Source organism: Variovorax sp. CF313, from assembly GCF_000282635.1.
Classification (GTDB): Bacteria; Pseudomonadota; Gammaproteobacteria; order Burkholderiales; family Burkholderiaceae_C; genus Variovorax.
Genome location: NZ_AKIW01000171.1, coordinates 18,115 through 35,756, shown reverse-complemented (window position 1 = coordinate 35,756; position 17,642 = coordinate 18,115). Strand labels below are relative to the sequence as shown.

Sequence of the window (17,642 nt, the reverse complement as noted above, 5' to 3'; positions counted from 1 at the left end):
CCAGCCTTCGCGCACTTCGTGTCGCTCCGTCAACCCCCTTCCGGGGGCAACACCAGCGGCCCGGCAAAGCCGGTTCCGCGGTGTCCCACGAAGAGACCGCGCAACTTACGCAACACAGCGCAGGAAAGTGACGTGAAGATCTTCAAAGCCCCCACCCTGAGCGGCATCGACGGTGACGCCGTGCTGCGCGAAGCCCGCACACTGATCGCGAAGCAGCTCGACCAGCCCTCGCGCCGCGCCTTCCTGCAGCGCTCGCTGACGCTCGGCGGCCTCTCGCTGCTCACGGGTTGCAGCCTCAGCGACAACGCGCAGGTGGAAGCCGCGCTCACGAAGATCTCGCGCTTCAACGACAAGGCGCAGGGCCTGATCTTCAGCCCGACGCAGCTTGCGCCGACCTACTCGGAAGCAGAGATCACGCGCCCCTTCCCCTTCAACGCCTACTACGGCGAGGACGAGGTGCGCGAGGTGGACGAGGCCAGCTACAAGCTCGAAGTGACCGGCATGGTTGCCGACAAGCACGCCTGGACGCTCACCGAACTGCGCGCCATGCCGCAGCAAGACCAGATCACCCGCCACATCTGCGTGGAAGGCTGGAGCGCCATCGGCAAATGGGGCGGCGTGCGCTTTGCCGACTTCCTGCGCCACATCGGCGCCGACACCACTGCCAAGTACGTCGGCTTCAGGTGCGCCGACGACTACTACACCAGCATCGACATGCCCACCGCGCTGCATCCGCAGACCTTGCTGACGCTCACCTACGACGGACAGCCCCTGCCGCCCAAGTACGGCTTTCCGATGAAGCTGCGCATGCCGACGAAGCTTGGCTACAAGAACCCGAAGCACATCAAGGCGATGTTCGTCACCAACACCTATTCCGGCGGCTACTGGGAAGACCAGGGCTACAACTGGTTCGGAGGGAGCTGAGGGGCTGCTGAAGCCGCTCGACTGCCGAAGAAAGCGCGAGGCCGTGTTCATTGAACCGAGCCGATCCTGAAAACGAAACTTCATCAACCACTAGGAAAATTCCAAATGAACAAGCTCACCGCAACCCTGCTCGCAACCTGCATGGCCTTCGCCGGCGCCTCGGCATTCGCCGCAGACGAAATGGTGAAAGACGGCATGGCCAAGGACGGCATGAAGAAAGACGCCATGTCGAAGGACGGCATGAAGAAGGACTCGATGGCCAAGGATTCGATGTCGAAGGACGGCATGAAGAAGGACGCCATGAAAAAGGACAGCATGGACAAGGACGAGATGAAGAAGTAAGCGCCTTCGCAACCGCCATTGACGCCCGGCAGATTCGGCGTCAATGTCGCGTCGGCCGGTTTCCCAGCCACTGAAAGCTCTCTCAAGGAACCCTCATGAAATCCCTTGCACTCACTGCCGGCACGCTGGCGGCTGCCGCCCTGGTCTGGTACGCGGTGCCCTCGTTCGCCGAAACCGCCCGCCGCGTGCCCGCGCCCACGGCCGACCTCGTGGCGCCGCCGGCCGCCAAGACCGAAACCGCCGTGTTCGCCGGTGGCTGCTTCTGGGGCGTGCAGGGCGTGTTCCAGCGCGTCAAGGGCGTGAGCAATGCGGTGTCGGGCTATGCCGGCGGCGATGCGAAGACGGCGCGCTACGACGAGGTCGGCTCCGGGCGCACCGGCCATGCCGAATCGGTGCGCATCACCTACGACCCGCAGCAGATCAGCTACGGCAAGCTGCTGCAGATCTACTTCTCGGTGGCGCACGACCCGACCGAGCTCAATCGGCAGGGTCCCGACACCGGCACGCAATACCGCTCCACCGTGTTCGCCGAGAACGCCGAGCAGGCCCGCATTGCCAGCGCCTACATCGCGCAGCTGAACCAGGCCAAGGCCTTCGGCAAGCCGCTGGCCACCACCGTCGAGATGGCCAAACCCTTCTACGCGGCCGAGGACTATCACCAGGACTACCTGACGCTGCACCCGAGCCAGCCCTACATCGCGATCAACGACATGCCGAAGATCGACGAGCTGAAGAAGCTGTTCCCCGAGAGCTACCGGGCTACGCCTTCACTGGTGAAGGCGGCCAAGGCCAGCTAAGGCCGATTAAGGCGTTGTGGCCAGTGCCCCGCGGCGCGCGGCCTGGTTGGATCGGGTGCGAAGCACCAGCGCCTGCTGCGCAGCGGACGCGTTGGCGGCATCGCCCTTCCATGCGTCGAGCGCGGGCTGCTGCACCGCACGGGAGAAAGAGAAGGCCAGCGCCCACGGCACGCGCGGCCTGAACCGGGCGTTCATTTCATTGAGGCGGGCGGAAGCCAGCTGCGCCGGCTGGCCACCCGAGAGAAACGCCACGCCGGGCACAGCGGCGGGCACTGTGCGCAGCAGGCAGGCGACCGTAGCCTCGGCCACCGCTTCGACCGAATCCTGCGTGGGCGCCTTCAGCCCAGGCAGCACCATGTTCGGCTTCAGCAGCATGCCTTCGAGCAGCACACCCTGCGCGCGCAACTCGGCGAAGGTCCGGTGCAGCACCTCTTCGGTCACCTCGGCACATTGCGCCAAGGCATGGCCACCGTCCATCAGCACCTCCGGCTCGACGATGGGCACCAGCCCGGCCTCCTGGCACAGCGCCGCATAGCGTGCCAGGGCATGCGCGTTGACGTCGATGCATGCGCGCGTCGGCAAGCCGTCGCCGATGGCGATCACGCCGCGCCACTTGGCAAAGCGCGCACCCATGCCAGCGTATTCGGCGAGGCGCTCGCGCAGGCCGTCGAGGCCTTCGGTAACGGTTTCGCCCGGATGTCCGGCCAGCGGCTTCGCTCCGGTGTCGACCTTGATGCCGGGGACGATGCCAGCGTCGGACAACGCCTTCGCGAAGGGCACACCTGCATGGGTCTGCTGGCGGATCGTCTCGTCGAACAGGATCGCGCCGCTGATGCTGTCGGCCAGGCCCGGCGCGGTGACGATCAGTTCGCGCCATTCGCGCCGCGCCGCCTCGGTTTGCGGGATGCCGAGCGCGGCAAAGCGCTTGTTGCAGGTGGCGTTGCTCTCGTCCATCGCGAGCAGGCCCTTGTCGCCGGCGACGAGCGCGCGGGCGGTATCGATCAGCGTCTGTGCGGTCATGGGGCACCTCTTTTGCGGAAGATCGTACGCCCTCCCCCGGGCTCCGCCTAGATCACGTTCTTCTCCAGCAGCGGCCGGTTCTCCAGGATGCGCGCGAAAGACACCGGCGATAGATCGAGGCTGCGGTACTCGCCGAAGCGGATCAGTTCCGCAATGCCGCGCCCTGCGGCCGGGCACTGTTGCAGCCCATGGCCCGAGAAGCCATTGGCGAAGTACAGGTTGTCGCACTCCGGGTGCAGGCCGAGGATGGCGTTGTGGTCGAACACGTTCATCTCGTAGTAGCCGGCCCACGCACCGGTCATGCGAATGGCCTCGAAGGCCGGCACGCGCTCGGCCAATGACGGCCAGATGAAGCTGTCGAAGGCTTCGAACTCGACGTCGAGCGGAACGTCGTCGTGGTCCTGGTCCTCGGGCGGCGCGAAGCCGCAGATGAACTGACGGCCTTCGGGGCGCAGCCAGATGCCGGAGGTGTCGATCACCAGCGGGCAGCCCGGCAATGTCTCGGGGCACGAGAAGCTGAACACGCTGCGGCGGCGGCCGCGCACCGGAAGATCGATGCCGGCCCACCCGGCGACCTGGGCGGCCCATGCGCCCGCGGCGTTGACGACAACCTCGGCTTCCAGGGTCTCGCCGCCGCCCAGCTGCACGCCCGTCACGGCGCGGCCGTTGCGGCGCAAACCCGTTGCATGGGCCTGCACATAACGCGTGCCTTGAGAGGCGGCCCTCTTGCGAAAGGCCTGCAGCAGGCTGTAGCCGTCGTACCAGCCCTCGCCCGAGAGGCCCAGCGAAGCGAGCGCAATGCCCTCGGTCGAAATCCATGGAAAGCGCGCCTTCAGTTCGCCGGGCGTCATCAGCGCCACGTCCACCGCGTGCGCCTTCTGCATCGCATGATTCTCGCGCAGCACCTCGACGCCGGCCGGCGAGGCCAGGTACAGGTAGCCGGGCTCGACCAGGCCTATGTCGGGCACGTCATCGCCCACGCGCAGGGTCTCGCCGAGCGCGCGGAAAAAGTCGATGCCGTAGAGCGACATCTCGATGTTGATGGCGGTCGAGAACTGCTGCCGTATCGAGCTCGCGGACAAGGCCGAGGACGCCTGCTTGTAAGAGAAGTCGCGCTCGACCACCGTGACCTCGAAGGGCTCCTCCTTCGGGTCCCGGGTCAGGAAATAGGCGATGGCGGAGCCGATCGCCCCGCCGCCGATGATCACCACACGACGCATACGGGGCCTCATGCCGGCCTAGACCGGATTCGGATTGCGCTCAAGAAAGCCCTGCTGATGCCAGTACGGATAAGCCCGCGTCGTCGCGCTGGCCGCGTCGAGTTCCGCAACCTGCGCGGGTGTGAGGTTCCAGCCCACGGCGCCGAGGTTCTGGCGCAACTGCGCCTCGTCGCGCGCGCCCACCACCACGCTCGACACCGTCGGTCGCTGCAGCAGCCAGTTCAGCGCGACCTGCGGCACGGTCTTGCCCACTTCGGCGCCAACCTTTTCCAACGCCTCGACCACGCGGTAAAGCAGTTCATCCGGCACCGGCGGGCCCATGTCCGCTGTCGCGTGCAGGCGGCTTTTGGCGGGCAGCGGCTGGCCGCGGCGGATCTTGCCCGTGAGCCGCCCCCATCCGAGCGGGCTCCACACCACGGCACCCACGCCCTGGTCTTGCGCGAGAGGCATCAGCTCCCATTCGTAGTCGCGGCCGACCAGCGAGTAGTAAGCCTGGTTCGCGACATAGCGCGCGAGGCCGTAGCGCTCCGAAGTGGCCAGCGATTTCATCAGGTGCCAGCCCGAGAAGTTCGACACGCCGATGTAGCGCAGCTTGCCCGCGCGCACGAGGTTGTCGAGCGTCGAAAGCGTTTCTTCCACCGGTGTGCTCGCGTCGAAGCCGTGCAGCTGGTAGAGGTCGATGTAGTCCGTGCCCAAGCGCTTGAGCGCGCCATCGACGGCCTGCACGAGATGGTGGCGCGACGAGCCCACGTCGTTCGGCCCTTCGCCGCTGCGGAAGGTGGCCTTGGTCGAGATCAGCAGCCGGTCGCGCGGCCGGCCCTTGATCGCCTCGCCGAGCACCGATTCGGCGGCGCCGCCCGAGTAGACGTCGGCGCTGTCGAACATGTTGACGCCGGCATCGATGCAGATGTCGATCAAGTTGCGCGCCTCGGCCACGTCGGTACTCCCCCAGGCGCTGAATAACTCGCCCTTGCCTCCGAAGGTGCCGGTGCCAAAGCTCAACACGGGGACCTTGAGGCCCGATTTACCTAGTTGACGGTATTCCAAAGTACTGCTCCTTCGTGTTTGCGGATTCGGGGAGAAAACCGACAAGCCGACCGGCTTGTCGTCGCGCCATTCTTGGACGAAGCAGTGAACCCTGCAGGCCGGCGGACTTTGTGGAAATCGATCGGAATAAGTTGACAACCGTCACTGAATTCCCTGCTGTAGCATGCGCCGCGAAGCCGTGATCTGGGCCGTGAATTGATGGAAAGACACGCCTTGGTGGAAATCGATAACTAAATAATTATTTTCAGGAGGACCCGCATGCTTGTCGAAATTGACGCGAACGGAATGATCAATCACGCGCGAGTCAGAAGTGCTCGCAGCCCCGAAATCGAAAGAGGCAGGCGGACCGGTGCGATCACCGGCATCGTCGTTCATCAAACCGATGCCGACACATCGGCATCCTCACTGAACAGCTACAAGCGGCCGAAGGCGAATGGCGCGCACTTTCTCATCGATACGGATGGGACCATCTATCAGACTGCGGCGATTTATCAGCGTACGAATCATGTGGGGCCGCTGAAGGCGAGATGCCTGGTGATGCGGACGTGCAAGTTGCGCGACTTTCCTGAGAAAGTGGGAGCCACGGCGATGCATCGCATTGAAATGCGCAAGGCACCTGGCGACCGGTATCCGAGCAACATGGAAGCCATAGGAATCGAGATGGTTGGCAGGGCAAGGCTGCCGGAAGGTTTCAAGCCAGAAACCCGGCACAGAAACTTGTCACCGGAAGAATTGCGAGGGGAAGCTGGCATCTTTCCCTCACCAACTGCCGCTCAAAATCAATCGCTCTCGTGGCTTGTCGACGTGCTTCAAGATTCCATGCAGATCGCCCCGGGAGAAATCTTTCGGCATCCCGATGCCAGCAGAAAGAATCCGACAGAGGCACAGGGCGCAAATTGGAATCTGTCTCTACCCACACCATGACCAAAGCCGGCATCCTCTTGCTCACGCTATTCACGGCGGCAACAACTGCTTCGACTTACGCGGCCGACAAACGATATCCGCTCTATTCCGTAGAGAAGATCGAAATCGTCGATCCCTCCAGCAGGTCTGCCTGGGAAGACAAAAACTTCCTGGACTGCTCCGATGTCATCCTGACCGAGGAAGATGTGCGGCACGCACTGAAGCACATGCGCAGGATCTCGAAGAAATCCTACTTCAGCGAGGATACGGAAAGGACAGGATGCTCGGGTGGTGCGTCGGTCACTTTCAGGAATGGAAAGATCATCGTCATCGGGATCGAACCTACGGGAAGAATCAATACCTTCGAGGCGAACGCCAAACTTGAACCTACCGCAGTTCCAGGCAGCTTCTACGACTGCGATCCTTGCAGGAAGCGCAAGATGGCTCTCCTGAAGGACGCGCTGAATCGTGCGGACGAACGACGACTCAAGAAGCTGGAGGCGGAAGGGGCGATTCCTCATGGCGAAGCGGAGCGCCGGCTGAAAATACTGCGCGCCGATCGCGACCAACCCTGACGCGCTCGCCGCAACATCGCTCGCGCCCGCAACCCGCTTCGACCCAGGGTTCTTCCTAGTTTTGGGGCATGTCGAATCGCAACGGGCTCATCCGACGTAACCACAGAGGGTCGTCCTCTGTTCTTCAGGAGTAAGCAACCATGGCTATCAACACTGTTCGTCTGCACCGCGTCCTGCGCACCTCCCCCGACCGGCTCTATCGTGCCTTCGTGGAGGCCGGCGCGTTCGAGCGCTGGCTGCCGCCCTTCGGCTTCACCGGCAAGGTCCACACCATGGAGCCCGTGGTGGGCGGCGCCTGGCGCATGTCCTTCACCAACTTCGGCACCGGCCACAGCCACTCGTTCGGCGGCAAGTACCTGGAACTCGTTCCCGGCCAGCGCATTGCCTACGACGCCAGCTTCGACGATCCCCATCTTCCAGGCACGATGAAGACCACCGTGACCCTGACCGCGGTGTCCTGCGGCACGGACATGTCCGTCGTGCAGGAAGGCATCCCCGACGTGATTCCCGCCGAGATGTGCTACCTGGGCTGGCAGGAATCGCTGATCGCGCTGGCCCAACTGGTCGAGCCGAACATTCCGGGTTGAGGCGCTTGCGCTTCGAAAACGTTTGAAGGGCGGCGCGGCGTGCCCGCGCCGGCGTCACCCATGCCGCGCCTCACAGCCGGCAAATCCTTCTAGCCCGGCCAGCTCTTCCAGGATGGGGCACTCGGGACGCTCATCACCTTCGCAGCAGTGGGCCAGGCGCTCCAGCAGGCGCTTCATGTGCGCGAGCTCTTCGATCCGCTGGGCCAGTTCCTCGGCCCGTTCGAGCGCGACGCGCTTCACATCGAAACTCGCGCGGCGCCCGTCTTGCCACAGCGCATGCAGCTCGACGACTTCCGCTGTGTCGAAGCCCAGCGTGTGCGCCCGTCGTACGAAGCGCAGTGTCGACACGGTTTGCTCGTCGTAGAGACGGCCGTCCGCGTCGGTGCCGTCGAGCAGTCCGAGCGATTCGCAGTCGTGCAGCAGTTGCGCGGACGCACCAGACCGGGCAACCACGTCGGCAAGGGATAGGCGCGCCGCAGCAGTCGGCGCCGTGGGATGTCCCATGGAGTTCTCCTTCGAACCAAAACGCAAAAGTCTCAGCCTTCACACCATGGCAGAGTCAAGCCGCCGCATGACCTTGGCGCGCAAGGGGGTCAGGCTCGCTGAGTTCACTGCGGGTCGGGTTGAATTGCTCCGTTTCGCTTGCTTCAAGCGGCACGATGAGTTTTTCGAGACCCGCCCGTCTGGCTTGTCCATCCCGGGTAAACCCCCGAATGCCCCCTCTCTTCTGGCCCGGTATTTGCGTCTACGATCGGAAATGACAGAAAATTTTCTTATCTGTCATATATTTGTAAATTCATTTTCACCGTCCGCACCCTTCGAGGTGCATCGCCTGCCCCATGAGCACCAACGTCGACACCCCAGGCACCACAGTGGCCCAGCGCATCGCGCAGGCGCTGCCGCGGCTGACGCGTTCGCACCGGCAGGTGGCCGACTTCGTGCTCGAGCACCCGCTGCAGGTTGCGACGCTGCCCATCGACGAGCTGGCAACCGCGGCGGGCGTGTCGGTCGCCACGGCCAACCGCTTCGCGCGGGCGTTGGATTTCGACGGCTACGCCACCTTCCGCGCCGAACTCGTGCGCGGCTTCGAGTCGCTGGTGGCGCCGGTCGAACGGCTGCGCGGCAACCTGGAGCGCCCGACCACGGTCGCCGAGGTGTTCGCCACGGCGCTCGACGAGAGCCGCCGCAACATCGAGGCCACGCGCCAGTCGCTGGACTACGCGGCTTGCGAGGCCGCGGTGCAGCGCATCCTGAAGGCACGTTCGATCTACATCGGCGGCTTCGGCGCCAGCGCCTGGCTCGCGGGGCTGCTGCAACACGGCCTCGATGGCTCGTGCAGCGACGTGCGCATGCTCTCCAGCGTGAGCGGCATCACCCATGCGGCGCGCACGCTGATGCACGCGGGGCCGCAAGACCTGTTCATCGGCCTGACCTTTCCGCGCTACCTCACCGACACGGTGGCGCTGGCGCAGATCGCGCGCGGCCAGGGCTGCGCGGTGCTCGCGCTGACCGACCGCCCCAGCTCACCGCTCGCGCCGCTGGCCGACGTGGTGCTGTATTGCCAGACCGAAACCAGCTACCGCCCCAACTGCGAAACCAGCGTGCTCGCGCTGATCGAAGCGCTGACCAGCGCGGTCGCCCTGCGCGCGCCGGGCGCGGCGCAATCGGCCGGCCGCATCCTGCAGGCAGTGCGCCCGTGGCTGCACGGCGGACTGGGCCAGGGCCATGTGCGCGGCGAGGTCTCCATGCCATCCCTGCCTGCCGCCGTCGCTTCCGACGCCGGCAGGAAAAAGAAGAAAGCTTCCCGATGAAGAACGTCACGCCCGTCATCGCCATCCACGGCGGCGCCGGCACCATCAGCGCCTCGACGACCAACCCCGAGCAGGCGCAGGCCTACCACGACGCGCTGCAGGCCATCGTGCGCGCCGCGCAGGCCGCGCTGCTCAAGGGCATGCCCGCGCTCGACGCCACCTGCCTGGCGGTCGAGATGCTCGAAGACTGCCCGCTCTTCAATGCCGGCTACGGCGCGGTGTTCACGCACGAGGAAACGCACGAGCTCGACGCGGCCGTGATGGACGGCGCCACGCTCGCCGCCGGCGCCATCGCCGGCGTGAGCCACGTGCGCCGCCCGGTGCGCGCCGCGCGCGCCGTGCTCGAGGACGGCGCTCACGTGCTGCTGGCCGGTGCGGGCGCCGAGGCCTTCGCGCGCGACCGCGGCCTGGAGATGGTCGAGCCCTTCTTCTTCTCGACCGACGCGCGCCGCCAGCAGCTGTACCGCGTGCGCGACACGGGCCGCGTGGTCACCGACCACGAAGGCGCCGCCATGACCAAGCCGCCGCTGGACGAAGACAAGAAGTTCGGCACCGTCGGCGCCGTGGCGCTCGACATCCACGGCCACCTGGCCGCCGCCACCTCGACCGGCGGAATGACCAACAAGCGCGTGGGCCGCGTCGGCGATACGCCGCTCATCGGCTCCGGCACCTACGCCGACGACCGCACGGCCGCTATTTCGTGCACCGGCAGCGGCGAAATGTTCATCCGCGTCGCAGCCGCGTACGACATCTGCGCGCGCATGGCCTACGGCGGCGCCACGCTCGAAGCGGCCACGCACGCCGTGGTGCACCAGTCGCTGCCCGCCATCGGCGGCACCGGCGGGCTGATCGCCGTCGACCGCCACGGCAACCTCAGCCTCGCCTTCAACACCGAAGGCATGTACCGAGGCCACGCGCGCGGCGACGAAGCGCCCCATACGGCCATCTTCGCCTGACGACGCACCAACGTACGCCCCCATTTTTCTTCGCACTCCCATGTCCACCCCTGTCCTCGCCCTGCCGGACGGCCGCGTTCTCGCCGTCGACGACCTCACCGTTCGCTTCTCGACCTCCGAGCGCACGGTTGATGCCGTCAAGAAGCTGTCCTTCCACGTCGACCACGGCGAAACGCTCGCGGTAGTGGGCGAATCGGGCTCGGGCAAGTCGGTCACCTCGCTCGCGCTGATGCGGCTCGTGGAGCATGGCGGTGGGCGCATCCTCGATGGGCGCATGACCTTCCGCCGCCGCAACGGCGAAGTGCTCGACCTCGCGCAGGCACGCGACACCACGATGCGCAACATCCGCGGCGCGGACATCGCGATGATCTTCCAGGAGCCGATGACATCGCTGAACCCGGTGTTCACGGCCGGCGAGCAGATTGCCGAGGCCATCCGCATCCACCAGGGCAAGAGCGACTCGGCCGCGCGCGCGGAAGCCTTGCGCATGCTGGAGCTGGTGCGCATTCCTGAAGCGCGCAATGTGCTCGACCGCTTTCCGCACCAGCTGTCGGGCGGCATGCGCCAGCGCGTGATGATCGCAATGGCGCTGTCGTGCAAGCCGCAGCTGCTGATTGCCGACGAGCCGACCACCGCGCTCGACGTGACCATCCAGGCGCAGATCCTCCAGCTCATCCGCGAGCTGCAGAAGGAGATGCGCATGGGCGTGCTCTTCATCACGCACGACATGGGCGTGGTGGCCGAGATTGCCGACCGCGTGCTCGTGATGTACCGCGGCGACAAGGTGGAAGCCGGCAGTTCCGACACCGTGTTCGCGGCACCGCAGCACCCCTACACCAAGGCGCTGCTGTCGGCCGTGCCCAAGCTCGGCGCGATGCAGGGCACCGACCTGCCGGCCAAGTTCGAACTGCTGCGCACCGAGGCCAACGCCGACACCGTGCCCGCCGAAGCGCCCACGCAGCAAGACACGGTGCGCCAGGACACCGGCCCCATTCTTCGCGTGCGCGACCTCGTCACGCGCTTCGACGTGCGCAGCGGCATCTTCGGCCGCGTGAAGCGCCGCGTGCACGCGGTGGAGAAGATCAGCTTCGACCTGTACCCCGGCGAGACGCTGGCGCTGGTCGGCGAATCGGGCTGCGGCAAGTCGACCACTGGCCGCTCGCTGCTGCGCCTGGTCGAAAGCCAGAGCGGCGCGATCGAGTTCGGCGGCAAGAACATCCGCGAGCTGCCCACGCGCGAGCTGCAGGCGCTGCGCCGCAATATCCAGTTCATCTTCCAGGACCCGTTCGCCTCGCTCGATCCGCGCGTGACGGTGGGCTTCTCGATCATGGAGCCGCTGCTCATCCACGGCATTGCCAAGGGCGCCGAGGCGCAGCAGCGCGTCGACTGGCTGCTGCAGAAGGTCGGCCTGCCGCCCGATGTGGCGCAGCGCTACCCGCACGAGTTCTCGGGCGGCCAGCGGCAGCGCATTGCGATTGCACGCGCGCTCGCGCTCAACCCCAAGGTGGTGGTGGCCGACGAATCGGTGTCGGCGCTGGACGTGTCGATCCAGGCGCAGATCGTCAACCTGATGCTCGACCTGCAGCGCGAGTTGGGCGTGGCCTTCCTTTTCATCTCGCACGACATGGCGGTGGTGGAGCGCATCAGCCACCGCGTGGCCGTGATGTACCTGGGCCAGATCGTCGAGATCGGCCCTCGCCGCGCCGTCTTCGAGGCGCCGCAGCACGCCTACACCCGCAAGCTGATGGCAGCGGTACCGGTGGCCGACCCGTCGCGCCGCCACAAGCCGCGCGCGCTGCTCGAAGGCGAGATTCCCAGCCCGATCCGCGCGGTGGGCGACGAACCCGTTGTGCCGCCGCTAGTGCAGGTCGCGCCCGGCCACTTCGTCGCACGGCACGCCATCGGCGGCGCTTTCTGATTTTTCAACCCGCAGGCCCTCCTGCTTTTTTCCTCGAACCGACTGGAGTTCTTTCCATGAAGCAATCTTCTTCCTCTCTGCGATGGGCATCGGCATTGCTGGGCCTGGCCGCGTTGGCCGCATCGGGCACGGCACTGGCCGCGAAAGACGTGGTGCTGTCGATCGCCGCGCAGCCCGAGACGCTGGACCCCTACAACACCAACACCACCCTGACCACCGCCGTCACCAAGACCTTCTATGAAGGCCTGTTCCAGTTCGACAAGGACCTGAAGGTGCAGAACGTGCTCGCCGAGAGCTACGACGTCTCGAAAGACGGCCTGGTCTACACCATCAAGCTGCGTAGCGGCGTCAAGTTCCACGACGGCACCGACTTCAACGCCGAAGCCGTCAAGGTCACGCTCGACCGCGTGCTCAACCAGGACAACAAGCTGCTGCGCTACAACCAGTTCAACCGCGTGGGCAAGGTCGAAGCGGTGAACCCCAGCACCGTGCGAATCACGCTGAAGGAGCCCTTCGGCCCCTTCATCAACTCGCTGGCCCACGCATCGGCCGCCATGATCTCGCCCACCGCGCTGAAGAAGTGGGGCAACAAGGACATCGCCTTCCACCCCGTGGGCACCGGCCCCTTCGAATTCGTCGAGTGGAAGCAGACCGAAGCCGTCAAGGCCAAGAAGTTCGACGGCTACTGGAAGAAGGGCTACCCGAAGGTCGACAACGTCTCGTGGAAGCCTGTGCTCGAGAACAACACGCGCGCCGCGATGCTGCAGACCGGCGAGGCCGACTTCGCGTTTCCCATTCCCTATGAGCAGGCCGAGCTGCTGAAGAAGAGCGACAAGCTCGAAGTGACGACTTCGCCTTCGATCATCACGCGCTTTCTCACGTTCAACGTGCTGCAGAAACCATACGACAACCCCAAGGTGCGCGAGGCCATCGGCTACGCCATCAACAAGGACGCGCTCGCCAAGGTTGCCTTCAGCGGCTTCGCATTCCCGGCGCAGGGCTTTGTGCCGCAGGGCGTCAAGTTCGCCGAAAAGATGGCGCCAATCGGCTATGACGTCAAGAAGGCAAAGCAACTGCTGACCGAAGCAGGCTATCCGAACGGCTTCGAGTCGGTGCTCTGGAGCCACTACAACAACACGACTTCTCAGAAGGTCATTCAGTTCGTGCAGCAGCAGCTCGCACAGGTGGGCATCAAGCTGCAGGTGCAGGCGCTCGAAGTGGGGCAGCGCACCGAATGGGTCGAAACCTGGGCCGACCCAGCGACCGCCAAGGTACGCATGTACTACGTGGGCTGGTCGTCTTCCACCGGGGAAGCCGACTGGGCACTGCGCCCGCTATTCGCCTCGGAAGCCTGGCCGCCGAAGCTCGCCAACTACGCGTACTACAAGAACGATCTGGTCGACGGCAACATCGCCAAGGCCCTCGCCGCGGTGGACGACAAGGAGAAGGCTGCGCTCTACAAGGCCGCCCAGGAACAGCTCCAGAAGGATCTGCCGCGTATTCCTCTGGTCACCGAGCAGAACCTGTCGGCGCACGCCAAGCGTCTCTCGGGCGTGTTCGTGATGCCTGACGGCAACATCAACATCGACGCGATCGCTGTATCGAACTGATCCCGGCTTCTAGTTTCCTGACTGACTGCCCGGCGGGCGGTGGCATGCCGCCATTGCCCGCCCGCGGCAACCGCACCCCATGCTGAATTACTTCCTCAAACGACTGTTGGGCCTGATCCCCACGCTGCTCATCGTGGCGGTGCTGGTGTTCCTGTTCGTCCACATGCTGCCCGGCGACCCGGCGCGACTTGCCGCCGGCCAGGACGCCGACGAGCAGACCGTGGCCATGGTCCGCGCGGAGCTCGGGCTGGACAAGCCGCTGCCGCAGCAGTTCGTGAACTTCTTCTCCCACATGCTGCAGGGCGACTTCGGCACCTCCATCCGCACCCGGCGGCCGGTGTCGGCGGAGATCGGCGAACGCTTCTTCCCGACGGTGATGCTGACCATCACCAGCATGGTGTGGGCGGTGATCTTCGGCATGGGCATCGGCATCGTGTCTGCCGTGTACCGCAACAAATGGCCGGACCGGCTGGGCATGACGCTCGCGGTGTCGGGCATCTCTTTCCCCGCATTTGCACTCGGCATGCTGCTGATGCAGATCTTCTCGGTCCAGCTCGGCTGGCTGCCCACGGTGGGCGCCAGCAGCTGGAAGCACTACATCCTGCCCTCGATCACGCTGGGCGCGGCCGTGGCGGCCGTGATGGCGCGCTTCACGCGGGCCTCCTTCGTCGAGGTGATCCAGGAAGACTTCGTGCGCACCGCGCGCGCCAAGGGCGTGCACGAATCCAGCGTGGTGTTCAAGCACACGCTGCGCAACGCGCTGATCCCGGTGGTCACGATGATGGGCCTGCAGTTCGGCTTCCTGCTGGGCGGCTCGATCCTGGTCGAGGCCGTCTTCAACTGGCCGGGCCTCGGGCGCCTGCTGGTCGATGCCGTGCAGATGCGCGACTACCCCGTGATCCAGACGCTGGTGCTGCTGTTCTCGCTCGAATTCATTTTGATCAACCTGGTGGTGGACGTGCTCTACGGCTACATCAACCCCACCATCCGCTACAAGTGAGGCAGCCGACATGACGCAAGCCACCGGCGCGACCGCCGAATCGATCACTCCGCCCGTGGTGGCGGTTCAAACCGCGGGCAAGGTCCGCACGCCCTGGGGCGAATGCTGGCGCCGCTTCAAGAAGCAACCTGTGGGCATCGTCGCCGCGGTGTTCGTGCTGCTGCTGGTGTTCGTCGCGGTGTTCGCACCCTGGATCGTGCCCTTCGATCCGGAGAACTTCTTCGACTACGACATGCTCAACACCGGCCCCTCGGCCGCGCACTGGTTCGGCGTCGATCCACTCGGGCGCGACATCTTCAGCCGAATCCTGGCCGGCGCGCGCATCTCGCTGATGGCGGGCTTCCTGTCGGTGGTGCTGGGCGGCATCATCGGCACCGCCTTCGGCCTGCTGGCCGGCTACTACGAAGGCTGGTGGGACCGCATCGTGATGCGCATCTCCGACGTGCTGTTCGCCTTCCCCGGCATTCTTCTCGCGCTCGGCGTGGTCGCCATCCTGGGCAGCAGCATGACCAACGTGGTGGTGGCCGTGTCGGTGTTCAGCGTGCCGGCGTTCGCGCGGCTCGTGCGCGGCAACACGCTGGTGCTCAAGCAGCAGACCTACATCGAGGCCGAGCGCAGCATCGGCGCATCCGACTGGACCATCATCGTGCGGCACATCCTGCCGGGCACCATCTCCTCGATCGTGGTGTATTTCTCGATGCGCGTCGGCACGTCGATCATCACGGCGGCCAGCCTCTCCTTCCTGGGCATGGGCGCGCAGCCGCCGACGCCCGAATGGGGCGCGATGCTCAGCGAGGCCCGCGCCGACATGGTGACCTCGCCGCACGTGGCGCTGTTCCCCAGCCTGGCCATCTTCTTCACCGTGCTCGCCTTCAACCTGCTCGGCGATGCGCTTCGCGACGCGCTCGATCCGAAGATCGACCGCCAGTAGCTCGCTTTTTCTTCATGCCATCGACGACCTCCCTGCCCTTCATCGGCAACCTGCTCCAGGGCGCGCGCAATGCAATCACCGACGTCGCGGGCGTCACCGTGGGTCACCAGACGCTCAGCGACGGTGCCGTGCAGACCGGCGTGACGGTGATCCGGCCCCACGCGGGAGACCCGTTCCGCGACAAGGTGCCCGCGGCCGCCGTGGTGCTCAACGGCTTCGGCAAGAGCGTGGGGCTGGTGCAACTCGCCGAACTCGGCGTGCTCGAGACGCCAATCGCGCTGACCAACACCTTCTCGGTCGGCACGGTGGCCACGGCGCAGATCCGGCATTGCGTTGCGGCGAACCCCGAGAGCGGCCGGTCGCTGCCGACGGTGAACCCGCTGGTCTTCGAGTGCAACGACGGCTTCCTCAACGACATCCAACGGCTGGCTGTAACCGAGTCGGACTACCTGCGTGCGCTCGGCAACGCCGGCGTCGACTTCGCGCAAGGCTCGGTCGGCGCGGGACGCGGCATGTCGAGCTTCCAGCTCAAGGGCGGCATCGGGAGCGCATCGCGCCGCGTCTCGGCCCCCGACAGCGCGGTGCACACCGTCGGCGCACTGGTGCTGGCGAACTATGGGCGCCAGCCGCAACTGGTGCTGGCGGGGCATGCGGTCGGCGAGCGATTGGCGACGCAAGGCTCGGCCGAATGCAAGGAGCCTGAAAAGGGCTCGATCATCATCGTCGTCGCCACCGACGCGCCGCTCGATACACGCCAGTTGCGCCGCCTCGCGCTGCGCGCGGGCGCGGGGCTGGCCCGCACGGGCTCGGTCTTCGGGCACGGCAGCGGCGACATCGTGCTGGCTTTTTCCACCGCCTACACCGTGCCCGACCAGGTCGAGCGGCCGATGCCGGTCCTGGCAATGCTGCACGACGGGCTGCTCGACGGCCTCTTCCAGGCCGCGGCCGACAGCACCGAGCAGGCGATCATCCATGCGCTGTGGCGCGCCGAGGCCGTGACCGGCCGTGACGGCAATCACCGCGCCGCGCTGAGCGAACTCCTGCCCGCGGCCACCTTTTCTTCTCGAGCCTGACCTGATCGCACCGCCCATGAAAGTCCTGATCTCCACCGACATCGAAGGCGTCGCCGGCGTCTATCACTCCGAGCAAGTGCGCGCGGGCAACCCCGAGTACGAGCGTGCGCGCCTGTTGATGGCGCAGGAGGCCAACGCGGCGATTGCCGGTGCCTTCGACGCGGGTGCCACCGAAGTGCTGGTGAACGACTCGCACGGCGGCTTTCGCAACATGCCGCCCGACGTGCTCGACGCGCGCGCCCGCGTGGTGCAGGGCAAGCCGCGCTACCTGAGCATGGTGGCCGGGGTCGAGGAAGGCGTCGACGCGGTCTGCATGGTGGGCTATCACTCGCGCGCGCAGGGGCGCGGCATCCTGGCGCACACGATCAACAGCTTTGCCTTTGCAAGCATCTCGCTCGGCGGGCAGGAGTTGGGCGAAGCCGGGCTCTACGGCGCGCTGGCCGGGGAATATGGCGTGCCTGTAGTGATGGGCAGTGGAGACGACGTGTTCATTGCCGAGAACCGGCCGCTCTTTCCGCACGCGACCTTCGTCGAAACCAAGAAGGCCACGGGGTGCAACAGTGGCGTATCGCTGTCACCCGAGCAATCCCGACGAGCAATTCGCGCGGGCGTGGAAGAAGCACTGGCCGCCCGCTCCCGGGCGAAGCCGCTCGTCTTCGAGGGCCCGCAGACCGTGACGCTGCGCGCCCAGTCGCCCGCGCTGGCCGACCTGTTCTGCCAGTGGCCGGCTTTCGAGCGCGTGGACGGCGTCACGCTTCGTTTCACCGCCGAGACGGTCGAAGCCGCGGTGCGCATGCTGAATTGCTGCTCGGCCATGTCGTCGATGCTGCGCTAAAGCATTACGCCCTCTTCCAGGGCGAACAGGAAAACAGGCCCGGGGACATCCCGGCCTCGCCGCGGGGCTTATCCTTGCCCATGCAGGGCACCC

At 65.8% G+C, this 17,642-nt stretch carries 18 protein-coding genes; 14 read left to right on the top strand and 4 right to left on the bottom strand.

Going from position 1 to position 17,642, the window contains the following annotated elements; genetic code table 11:
• The first annotated feature begins 132 nt into the window (after nt 1–132).
• From PMI12_RS27760 to msrA, 3 genes are all read left to right on the top strand, one after another.
• Nucleotides 133–924 carry a molybdopterin-dependent oxidoreductase gene (locus PMI12_RS27760; RefSeq protein ID WP_042674629.1) on the top strand — a complete coding sequence of 264 codons (792 nt, stop codon included), beginning with the start codon at nt 133–135 and terminating at the stop codon, nt 922–924.
• A 105-nt stretch (nt 925–1,029) separates the two neighbouring features.
• A complete protein-coding gene (locus PMI12_RS27755) occupies nt 1,030–1,266 on the top strand; it encodes a pentapeptide MXKDX repeat protein (protein WP_007839323.1) in 237 nt (78 codons plus the stop codon).
• Nucleotides 1,267–1,361: 95 nt separating this feature from the next.
• A complete protein-coding gene (msrA, locus tag PMI12_RS27750) occupies nt 1,362–2,063 on the top strand; it encodes a peptide-methionine (S)-S-oxide reductase MsrA (protein WP_007839322.1) in 702 nt (233 codons plus the stop codon).
• A gap of 6 nt (nt 2,064–2,069) precedes the next feature.
• Here msrA and PMI12_RS27745 read toward each other — a convergent pair whose 3' ends face one another.
• From PMI12_RS27745 to PMI12_RS27735, 3 genes are read right to left on the bottom strand one after another with little or no spacing between them, the layout of a single operon-like run.
• Nucleotides 2,070–3,083, bottom strand: coding sequence for a class I fructose-bisphosphate aldolase (locus tag PMI12_RS27745; protein WP_007839321.1), 1,014 nt, complete (start codon nt 3,081–3,083; stop codon nt 2,070–2,072).
• A 47-nt stretch (nt 3,084–3,130) separates the two neighbouring features.
• Complete coding sequence (locus PMI12_RS27740; RefSeq protein ID WP_007839319.1) at nt 3,131–4,303, bottom strand: NAD(P)/FAD-dependent oxidoreductase; 1,173 nt, start codon at nt 4,301–4,303, stop codon at nt 3,131–3,133.
• An 18-nt stretch (nt 4,304–4,321) separates the two neighbouring features.
• The gene (locus PMI12_RS27735) at nt 4,322–5,350 is read right to left on the bottom strand and encodes an aldo/keto reductase (protein ID WP_007839318.1); all 1,029 of its coding nucleotides are present in this window, start codon (nt 5,348–5,350) and stop codon (nt 4,322–4,324) included.
• Between the two features lie 258 nt (nt 5,351–5,608).
• On the opposite strand from PMI12_RS27735, the gene PMI12_RS28465 reads away from it, so the two are divergent.
• The 3 genes from PMI12_RS28465 to PMI12_RS27725 all read left to right on the top strand — a co-directional run bounded on the left by PMI12_RS28465 (nt 5,609) and on the right by PMI12_RS27725 (nt 7,415).
• Complete coding sequence (locus PMI12_RS28465) at nt 5,609–6,274, top strand: peptidoglycan recognition protein family protein (RefSeq protein WP_007839317.1); 666 nt, start codon at nt 5,609–5,611, stop codon at nt 6,272–6,274.
• Complete coding sequence (locus PMI12_RS27730; protein ID WP_007839316.1) at nt 6,271–6,828, top strand: hypothetical protein; 558 nt, start codon at nt 6,271–6,273, stop codon at nt 6,826–6,828. The genes PMI12_RS28465 and PMI12_RS27730 overlap by 4 nt, the downstream gene beginning before the upstream one ends.
• Before the next feature lie 140 nt (nt 6,829–6,968).
• A complete protein-coding gene (locus tag PMI12_RS27725) occupies nt 6,969–7,415 on the top strand; it encodes an SRPBCC family protein (RefSeq protein WP_007839315.1) in 447 nt (148 codons plus the stop codon).
• A gap of 54 nt (nt 7,416–7,469) precedes the next feature.
• Here PMI12_RS27725 and PMI12_RS27720 read toward each other — a convergent pair whose 3' ends face one another.
• On the bottom strand, nt 7,470–7,919 hold the full coding sequence (locus PMI12_RS27720; RefSeq protein ID WP_007839314.1) for a MerR family DNA-binding protein: 450 nt from the start codon (nt 7,917–7,919) through the stop codon (nt 7,470–7,472).
• A 335-nt stretch (nt 7,920–8,254) separates the two neighbouring features.
• Between PMI12_RS27720 and PMI12_RS27715 the strand changes: the two genes are divergently transcribed.
• The 8 genes from PMI12_RS27715 (at nt 8,255) to PMI12_RS27680 (ending at nt 17,549) form a co-directional block, all read left to right on the top strand.
• Nucleotides 8,255–9,226 carry a MurR/RpiR family transcriptional regulator gene (locus PMI12_RS27715; protein ID WP_007839313.1) on the top strand — a complete coding sequence of 324 codons (972 nt, stop codon included), beginning with the start codon at nt 8,255–8,257 and terminating at the stop codon, nt 9,224–9,226.
• Nucleotides 9,223–10,182: an isoaspartyl peptidase/L-asparaginase family protein gene (locus PMI12_RS27710; protein ID WP_007839312.1), complete on the top strand. Its 960-nt coding sequence runs from the start codon at nt 9,223–9,225 to the stop codon at nt 10,180–10,182. Before PMI12_RS27715 ends, PMI12_RS27710 begins: the two co-directional genes overlap by 4 nt.
• A gap of 40 nt (nt 10,183–10,222) precedes the next feature.
• Nucleotides 10,223–12,100 (top strand): dipeptide ABC transporter ATP-binding protein, encoded by a 1,878-nt coding sequence (locus PMI12_RS27705; protein ID WP_007839311.1) that lies wholly within the window; start codon nt 10,223–10,225, stop codon nt 12,098–12,100.
• 56 nt (nt 12,101–12,156) lie between these two features.
• Nucleotides 12,157–13,710, top strand: coding sequence for a glutathione ABC transporter substrate-binding protein GsiB (gsiB, locus tag PMI12_RS27700; RefSeq protein ID WP_007839310.1), 1,554 nt, complete (start codon nt 12,157–12,159; stop codon nt 13,708–13,710).
• A 79-nt stretch (nt 13,711–13,789) separates the two neighbouring features.
• Nucleotides 13,790–14,710 (top strand): glutathione ABC transporter permease GsiC, encoded by a 921-nt coding sequence (gsiC, locus tag PMI12_RS27695; protein ID WP_007839308.1) that lies wholly within the window; start codon nt 13,790–13,792, stop codon nt 14,708–14,710.
• A gap of 10 nt (nt 14,711–14,720) precedes the next feature.
• Nucleotides 14,721–15,641: a glutathione ABC transporter permease GsiD gene (gene gsiD / locus PMI12_RS27690; protein ID WP_007839307.1), complete on the top strand. Its 921-nt coding sequence runs from the start codon at nt 14,721–14,723 to the stop codon at nt 15,639–15,641.
• A 14-nt stretch (nt 15,642–15,655) separates the two neighbouring features.
• Complete coding sequence (locus PMI12_RS27685; RefSeq protein ID WP_007839306.1) at nt 15,656–16,714, top strand: P1 family peptidase; 1,059 nt, start codon at nt 15,656–15,658, stop codon at nt 16,712–16,714.
• Nucleotides 16,715–16,730: 16 nt separating this feature from the next.
• Nucleotides 16,731–17,549, top strand: a complete 819-nt coding sequence (locus PMI12_RS27680) for a M55 family metallopeptidase (RefSeq protein WP_007839305.1) — start codon at nt 16,731–16,733, stop codon at nt 17,547–17,549.
• Nucleotides 17,550–17,642 lie beyond the last annotated feature (93 nt).

Bases quoted from the DNA above. Each gene is read 5' to 3' on its own strand.
- gsiB (WP_007839310.1), top strand. From the start codon at position 12,157: ATGAAGCAATCTTCTTCCTCTCTGCGATGGGCATCGGCATTGCTGGGC.
- PMI12_RS27730 (WP_007839316.1), top strand. From the start codon at position 6,271: ATGACCAAAGCCGGCATCCTCTTGCTCACGCTATTCACGGCGGCAACA.
- PMI12_RS27680 (WP_007839305.1), top strand. From the start codon at position 16,731: ATGAAAGTCCTGATCTCCACCGACATCGAAGGCGTCGCCGGCGTCTAT.
- msrA (WP_007839322.1), top strand. From the start codon at position 1,362: ATGAAATCCCTTGCACTCACTGCCGGCACGCTGGCGGCTGCCGCCCTG.
- PMI12_RS27740 (WP_007839319.1), bottom strand. From the start codon at position 4,303: ATGCGTCGTGTGGTGATCATCGGCGGCGGGGCGATCGGCTCCGCCATC.
- PMI12_RS27685 (WP_007839306.1), top strand. From the start codon at position 15,656: ATGCCATCGACGACCTCCCTGCCCTTCATCGGCAACCTGCTCCAGGGC.
- gsiD (WP_007839307.1), top strand. From the start codon at position 14,721: ATGACGCAAGCCACCGGCGCGACCGCCGAATCGATCACTCCGCCCGTG.
- PMI12_RS27705 (WP_007839311.1), top strand. From the start codon at position 10,223: ATGTCCACCCCTGTCCTCGCCCTGCCGGACGGCCGCGTTCTCGCCGTC.
- PMI12_RS27725 (WP_007839315.1), top strand. From the start codon at position 6,969: ATGGCTATCAACACTGTTCGTCTGCACCGCGTCCTGCGCACCTCCCCC.
- PMI12_RS27720 (WP_007839314.1), bottom strand. From the start codon at position 7,919: ATGGGACATCCCACGGCGCCGACTGCTGCGGCGCGCCTATCCCTTGCC.
- PMI12_RS27745 (WP_007839321.1), bottom strand. From the start codon at position 3,083: ATGACCGCACAGACGCTGATCGATACCGCCCGCGCGCTCGTCGCCGGC.
- PMI12_RS27755 (WP_007839323.1), top strand. From the start codon at position 1,030: ATGAACAAGCTCACCGCAACCCTGCTCGCAACCTGCATGGCCTTCGCC.
- PMI12_RS27710 (WP_007839312.1), top strand. From the start codon at position 9,223: ATGAAGAACGTCACGCCCGTCATCGCCATCCACGGCGGCGCCGGCACC.
- PMI12_RS27715 (WP_007839313.1), top strand. From the start codon at position 8,255: ATGAGCACCAACGTCGACACCCCAGGCACCACAGTGGCCCAGCGCATC.
- gsiC (WP_007839308.1), top strand. From the start codon at position 13,790: ATGCTGAATTACTTCCTCAAACGACTGTTGGGCCTGATCCCCACGCTG.
- PMI12_RS28465 (WP_007839317.1), top strand. From the start codon at position 5,609: ATGCTTGTCGAAATTGACGCGAACGGAATGATCAATCACGCGCGAGTC.